Origin of the sequence: Streptomyces phyllanthi, from assembly GCF_009377205.1 — a bacterium.
GTDB classification, from domain to species: Bacteria; Actinomycetota; Actinomycetes; order Streptomycetales; family Streptomycetaceae; genus Streptomyces; species Streptomyces phyllanthi.
The window spans coordinates 1-6018 of the sequence record NZ_VJZE01000521.1 but is presented as its reverse complement, the minus strand read 5'-3'; the positions used below and the strand labels follow the sequence as shown (position 1 = coordinate 6018).

Below are 6018 nucleotides of genomic sequence, written 5' to 3'. Positions count from 1 at the left end.
TTGCGGGTGGGGATGGAGCTGGAGGTGACCTTCCGGGGGGCCGGCGAGGAGGCGGCGGTCGCGGTTCCGGTGTTCCGGCCCCGGAGGCGGGTCTGAATCCCTCGGGAGTTTCAATGGAATGATGACTGATCTTCACGGACCGTCCCAGTCCTCACCGTCGGCCGCTGCCCCCGCCGGCTTCCCGTCCGCCCCCGAACTCCTCGGCCTCGGCCTGCGGTTACGGCCCTGGGACGCGGAGTCCGAGTCCGATGTGGAGGCATGGCTGCGAGGGTGCTCGGACCCGGAGTTCCGTCGCTGGAACACCCCGGTGAAGCTGGTCGAACGGCTGGAGGACGCCCGCGAGTCGCTGCGGCTGCGCGCCGAATGGGCCGCGGAGGGCAGGTGCGCGTCCTTCTGCGTCACCGACGCCGGGAGCGGGGAGCCCCTCGGGCAGGTCGGCGTCAACGAGATAGACCACTTCATACGGTCCGCCCACGTCGGCTACTGGGTCCTTCCCGAGGCCCGCGGCCGGGGCGTCGCCACCCGGGCGCTCCGCCTGGCCGCCCGCTGGGCCCTCACCGACCTGGGCATGCATCGCCTGGAGCTCGGACACGCGCTCGGCCACGAGGCCTCCTGCCGTATCGCCGAACGCTGCGGCTTCCCGTACGAGGGCACGCTCCGGGGCGCCATGTTCGACGTGGGCCGCCACGACGCCTTCCGGGACGTCCACCTGCACGCCCGCGTCGCCACGGACCCGGAGCCGGAGCCGGAAGCGAAGTAGCGGAGGGCGGGGGTCTCCACCTGAGGAACGGTAAATAGCGTGCATGCAGCGGTAGTCAGCGAAACCATGGCCGTATGGCCTTCCCCTTCCCCTCCCCTTCCTCCTGGCACATCACACGGGACCTCGACCTCTTCCTCGACCGCGCCGGGCCCTTCCTGCGGTCCGAACCGGCCGCGCACACCGTGCAGTTGTCGGTCACGGACGCCGTACGGACACGAGGAGCGCAGGCGTACGGCGATGAGGCGCCGTACTTCGCGTGGTTCACGGACCCGGAGGGCGCCGTACGCGCCACCGCGCTCCGGACACCGCCCTTCCCCCTGCAGCTCACCGACACCACGCCCGACGCCGCCGACGCGCTCGCCGGGCGGCTCGCGGAGGCAGGGGAGACGGACGAGACGCTGCCCGGGGTCGGGGGCCCCGCGGAGGCGACCGCGGAGTTCGCGGCCGCGTGGGAGCGCCGTACCGGAGCCGTCGGCCGGCTTGTGATGCGGCAGCGGCTGTACCGGCTCGGCACGCTCACGGTGCCCGAGCCCGCCCCGCCCGGGAAAGCGCGGGTCGCCACCGCGGAGGACCTCGGAGTGGTGGCGCGGTGGTACGACGCGTTCCTTACGGAGGCCGGGGAGCCCGCGCGGGAGGACCCGGAGAAGTGGGCGGGGACGCGGATCGCGTACGGCGGGATCACGCTGTGGGAGCTGCCGGACGGCACGCCCGCCGCCATGGCGGGGGCCACGCCCCCGATCGCCGGGCAGGTGCGCGTGATGTCGGTCTACACCCCGGTGGCGCTGCGCAGGCGCGGGTACGCGGGCGCGGCCACGGCCGAGGTGAGCCGGGCCGCGCTGGCCACGGACGCCGGCGAGGTGCTGCTCTTCACCGACCTGGCCAATCCGACCAGCAACGGTCTCTACCAGCGCATCGGCTACCGCCCGGTCCAGGACTTCGCCACCTACACGTTCACGCCCCGGGCCGCCGGCTGAGCCACCTCCGTCACGGCCACAGCAGCTCCCTGACCCAGCCGCCGTCCTCCGCCCGCCGGTAGGTGAGCCGTACGTGGCGCCGCCGCGCGTCCCCCTGGAAGAACTCCACCTCCTCCGGCGTGAGCACGTACGCCGTCCAGGAGGGCACCGGCGCCGTCGGCTCGCGCTGGGCCCGTTCCCAGGCGGCGTCCGAGGCCCGCTCCAGTTCCTCGTACGAGGACAGGACCTCGCTCTGCCGGCCCACGAGCCCGGCGGCCAGCGCACCCGTGGAGCGGGCGTGCAGATCGGCCTGGGCGACCTCGGCGGGGGCGATCGTCACCGGGCCGCGCACCCGCACCTGGCGGCCCTGCGCGGACCAGTAGAAGCCGAGGGCGGCATACGGCCGGGCGGCCAGGTGCCGGCCCTTCCGGCTGGTCGCGTGCGAGGAGAAGTGCCAGCCGCGCTCGTCCGCGTCGTGCAGCATGACCGTCCGTACGTCCGGCGTGCCGTCCGCGTCCGCCGTGGCCAGGGACATCGTGTGTGGCTCGCTCTGTCCGGCCGCCACGGCCTCGGCGAACCACGTGGTGAACAGGGGCAGCGGCTCGCTGGGCGCGGAGGCCGGGTCGAAGGGCGGCAGCGAGGTGTGCTCGGGGTCCCACACCCGCAGCGACCTCAGCAGTTCCTGAAGATCGGTTCCCATGCCCCGATTGTCACCGGCTCAGGACCTCACACGGTACCCAGGTCGGACGAGACCCACCTCTCCGGGCGCAGGTGGACGACGACCTGCTCGCCGTGGTTCTTCCAGGCGAAGTCGACGTACCCGTCCACCTTCTCGGCCGGGAGGTAGCGGGCCGAGATCTCCCGGAGCTGCTCGACGGTCGCGGGAACCGTGTCGATCACCGGGCCCTCGACCGACACGTACCGGATGGTGGGTTCGAGCCGGTCCGCCATCAGCGAGAACCTGCCCGCCGCCTCGATCAGCCGGTACTTGCGGGAGTCGAGCGCAGTCATGATCCACAGGTTGCCGCCGGGCGCGTACTGGTACCAGATCGGCACGGTGAGCGGGGCCCGTCCCTCGCCCGAGTCCACCGACAACGCGGCGACGTGCGGCTCGGCCAGGAACTGCTCACGCTCTGCACGGGTCAGGGCCATGGGGGTCTCCTCCAGCGAGGGGGCGCGGACATCGTCGTCGTGCTGTCTGCGTCAGCGAGTCCCGGGCCGCCGGGTATTCCCCGCACATTCCGCGTTCCCGCGGGTGGGCTACAGCTGACGCAGATGGTCCCGCAGTCGGCGGGCCACCTGGGCCATGAGGGCCTCGGCGCCCGGCTGGCTGCCGGCCGGGACGAGTGACTCGGTGAGGGCGGCGACGGCGAAGGCCTGGCCGTCGGAGTGCTCGACGACCCCGATCTCGTGGCGGAGGTTGAGGAGGGTGCCGGTCTTGGAGGACCAGGTGGTGGCGTCGGAGCTGAAGTCGGGGGCGAGCCGGTGCCGGAGCACGTTGTGGGCCATGAGGTCCCGTACGCGCTCGGCGACCTCGGGGTGGATCTTCGACGGTGTCCACAGGGCCCGGAGCAGTTCGGCCCAGGCGCGTGCGCTGCCGGTGTTGGCGCGGGTGGTGTCGAGCTGCGGCACCCGGTGTCCGCGGCCGCTGGTGCCGGCGTCGATGGCGAGCGCGTGGGCGAGGTGGACGTCGGCCGCGTCGAAGCGTTCGACGGGCGTGTCCATCAGCTCGTACATGGTGTGCCGGACGGTGATGTCGCGCAGGCCGAGCTCGTGGAGGATCTCGGCGACCCGGGCGGGCGGGGTGAGGCCGAACAGCGCGTCGGCGGCGTGGCTGTCGCTCAGGCAGGTGCTCAGGTAGAGCAGGTCGTCGACCGAGATCCGGGCGGGGTGGCGGAACCGGCTCAGCCCGATGGGGCCGGGCGTGGTGATCCGCCCGGGTCGCACGTCGAGGGGCGTCGCTCCGTCGAGCTCGCCCCGCCGGACGCGCTCGAGCGTCGCCAGCGCGAGCGGGACCTTGACCAGGGACGCGGACGGCAGCTGGGTGTCCGGCTCTATCCCCAGCTCCTCCCCGGTGTGCAGATCCCGTACGAGCAGGCAGCCGTGCAGGCCGCCGTCGCGCAGCTGTCCGCGCAGGTCGTGCAGTAATGCCTCGGTGCTCAAGTCCGGGCCCTTTCCGTGGTTCCGGCACCCAGGCAGCGGGCGATGGCGTCGCCCAGGCGCGCTTCGATGTGCTGGGGGTTGCCGTCTCCGGCGGCGGCGAGGGCGAAGCCCCGGCTGATCGTGATCTCGCCGATGGGCCGCCAGGCCAGGCCGAGTTCCTCTGCCTGGGCGGGGGAGCACAGCAACAGGTCGCGTGAGCACAGGACTTCCGCCGCGGCCGTCGTCAGGTCGGGCGCGGCGACGAGCTGTGCGGGCCGCAGGCCGACGGCGTCGCGCAGGCGGGTCAGCGGGTCGCGGATGTGCGGCACGTCGTCCTCCGGCTGGATCCAGACGCGGCGGGCGGGGCCGGAGGAGGCGCGTCCGAGCCGCAGGGTTTCGAGGTAGAGGCGCTTGACGCCGGGGTCCCGGGCCCCGGCGAGCCCGAGCGGCACGGACCAGCTCGCGTCGTCCGGCACCACCGCGAGCAGGGCGGCCCGTACCTGCTGCGCGTGGAGCAGCTCCGTGCGCTGTGCCGGTCCCGCGACCCGGAGATCGAGGGTGACACCGTGCCCGCGTGCCTCGGCGACGAGGCGGGCCAGACCGGCGGTGGAGCAGATGCCGGGCACCGCGAGCCGCCACGGCTTGCGCTTGGCGGCCTCCGCCTCGTGCAGCAGCACGTCGGCCGCCTGCACGAGCTGTCTGGCGGTCGGCAGCATGTCCCGGCCGAACGGGGTGAGGACGGCCCGCCGTGATGTGCGCTCGAACAACGGCTCACCGAACCGTTCCTCCAGTGCGGCGACCCGGCGGCTGGCCACCGACTGGGACATACGGGCGGCGGCCGCACCGACGGTGAAACCGCCGTGCTCGCTCACGCTGACGAACGCACGACACGCTGCCACCAGATCCACAGCTGGAACCCTATGCCAGTCCCATGGCCCGACTCCCATGCGGGATCGGCATGGAACGGCGCATTCACGTATTGGACCGCATGGCCGCCCGCCGGTGAGGGTGATCCCCGGTTGAGACGAACTCATGACCACCCAGGAGGTCGGACCATGCGGACCACCCAGCACACCCATGCCCGCCGTGCCCATGCCCGCCGTGCCCTGCGCGGTGTGCTCGCCGCGCTCACCCTCGCCGTCCCGCTCGTCGCCTGCGGCCAGGACGGTTCCCCGGCCTCATCGGCCTCATCGGCCTCAACGGCTCCGATGGGTTCGACGGGTTCGTCGTCGGGGCGGTCCGCCGTGATGACGACCCCGGTCGCGGCGGCGAAGCCGGTCGCGGGCGCCCTGAAGGAACTGGAGCGCGAATACGACGCCCGGCTCGGCGTCTACGCCATCGACACCGGTACCGGTCGCGAGGTGGCCTATCGGGCCGGCGAGCGGTTCGGCTACCACTCGACGTTCAAGGCGCTCCAAGCCGCCGCCGTCCTGCGGAAGTACTCCCTCAACGGCATGAACGAGGTGATCAGGTACTCGGAGGACGACCTGATCGCCAACTCCCCCGTCACCGAGAAGCACGTCGAGACCGGGATGACCCTGCGCGAGCTGTGCGACGCAGCCGTCCGCTACAGCGACAACACCGCGGCCAACCTGCTGTACGACAAGCTCGGCGGCCCCAAGGCTCTCGAAGCGGAGCTCAGGCGGCTGGGCGACAAAGTGAGCAGGATGGACCGCATCGAGCCCGAGCTGAGCAAGTGGGTCCCGGGTGAGAAGCGGGACACCACCACTCCGCGGGCCCTGGCGAAGGACCTACGCGCATACGTCCTCGGGGACGTCCTGGGCAAGCGCGAGCGTGCCCAGCTCACGAAATGGCTGAAGACCAACATGACCGGCGACGAGCTCATCCGGGCGGGGGTGCCCGAGGGCTGGGTGGTCGGCGACAAGACGGGGAGCGGTTTCTACTACGGCGCCCGCAACGACATCGCCGTGGTGTGGCCCCCCGACTCTGCCCCCATCGTCATGGCGATCCTGACGAACCGGGGCGAGGAGGACGACACCTACGACAACAAACTGCTCGCGGAAGCGGCATCGGTGGTCGCCGGCACCTTGTCGTAGCGGACTTTTGAATCGTCAGCCGAGGCCAGGCACAACCAGCCCGTCCGGCGTTCGAGGACGAGGCCGTCAGGCCGATGCGGGGGTCTGGGGCGGCGGCCTCCAGGGG

7 protein-coding genes are annotated in these 6018 nt (G+C 72.3%); 3 read left to right on the top strand and 4 right to left on the bottom strand.

Features of this window, described 5'->3' with window-relative positions:
- The first annotated feature begins 121 nt into the window (after window positions 1-121).
- Both FNH04_RS39840 and FNH04_RS39835 read left to right on the top strand, forming a co-directional pair.
- On the top strand, window positions 122-760 hold the full coding sequence (locus tag FNH04_RS39840) for a GNAT family N-acetyltransferase (RefSeq protein ID WP_152790987.1): 639 nt from the start codon (window positions 122-124) through the stop codon (window positions 758-760).
- 74 nt (window positions 761-834) lie between these two features.
- Window positions 835-1734 carry a GNAT family N-acetyltransferase gene (locus FNH04_RS39835; protein WP_152790985.1) on the top strand — a complete coding sequence of 300 codons (900 nt, stop codon included), beginning with the start codon at window positions 835-837 and terminating at the stop codon, window positions 1732-1734.
- Between the two features lie 10 nt (window positions 1735-1744).
- Here the strand turns inward: FNH04_RS39835 and FNH04_RS39830 are convergent, their stop codons facing one another.
- The 4 genes from FNH04_RS39830 to FNH04_RS39815 all read right to left on the bottom strand — a co-directional run bounded on the left by FNH04_RS39830 (window position 1745) and on the right by FNH04_RS39815 (window position 4763).
- A complete protein-coding gene (locus tag FNH04_RS39830) occupies window positions 1745-2413 on the bottom strand; it encodes a pyridoxine/pyridoxamine 5'-phosphate oxidase (protein ID WP_152790984.1) in 669 nt (222 codons plus the stop codon).
- 26 nt (window positions 2414-2439) lie between these two features.
- Window positions 2440-2865, bottom strand: a complete 426-nt coding sequence (locus tag FNH04_RS39825) for a pyridoxamine 5'-phosphate oxidase family protein (protein ID WP_152790982.1) — start codon at window positions 2863-2865, stop codon at window positions 2440-2442.
- A gap of 108 nt (window positions 2866-2973) precedes the next feature.
- Window positions 2974-3876, bottom strand: a complete 903-nt coding sequence (locus tag FNH04_RS39820; RefSeq protein ID WP_152790981.1) for a serine hydrolase — start codon at window positions 3874-3876, stop codon at window positions 2974-2976.
- Window positions 3873-4763: a LysR family transcriptional regulator gene (locus FNH04_RS39815; RefSeq protein ID WP_322725221.1), complete on the bottom strand. Its 891-nt coding sequence runs from the start codon at window positions 4761-4763 to the stop codon at window positions 3873-3875. The genes FNH04_RS39820 and FNH04_RS39815 overlap by 4 nt, the downstream gene beginning before the upstream one ends.
- 147 nt (window positions 4764-4910) lie before the next feature.
- Here FNH04_RS39815 and bla point away from each other — a divergent pair, with 147 nt between their 5' ends.
- Entirely contained in the window at window positions 4911-5912 is a 1002-nt protein-coding gene (gene bla / locus FNH04_RS39810; protein ID WP_152790977.1) for a class A beta-lactamase, read from the top strand.
- Window positions 5913-6018 lie beyond the last annotated feature (106 nt).

What these genes read in the sequence shown, in the direction of transcription:
- FNH04_RS39835 (WP_152790985.1), top strand. Translation starts at nt 835, where the DNA reads ATGGCCTTCCCCTTCCCCTCCCCTTCCTCCTGGCACATCACACGGGAC.
- FNH04_RS39840 (WP_152790987.1), top strand. Translation starts at nt 122, where the DNA reads ATGACTGATCTTCACGGACCGTCCCAGTCCTCACCGTCGGCCGCTGCC.
- FNH04_RS39825 (WP_152790982.1), bottom strand. Translation starts at nt 2,865, where the DNA reads ATGGCCCTGACCCGTGCAGAGCGTGAGCAGTTCCTGGCCGAGCCGCAC.
- bla (WP_152790977.1), top strand. Translation starts at nt 4,911, where the DNA reads ATGCGGACCACCCAGCACACCCATGCCCGCCGTGCCCATGCCCGCCGT.
- FNH04_RS39830 (WP_152790984.1), bottom strand. Translation starts at nt 2,413, where the DNA reads ATGGGAACCGATCTTCAGGAACTGCTGAGGTCGCTGCGGGTGTGGGAC.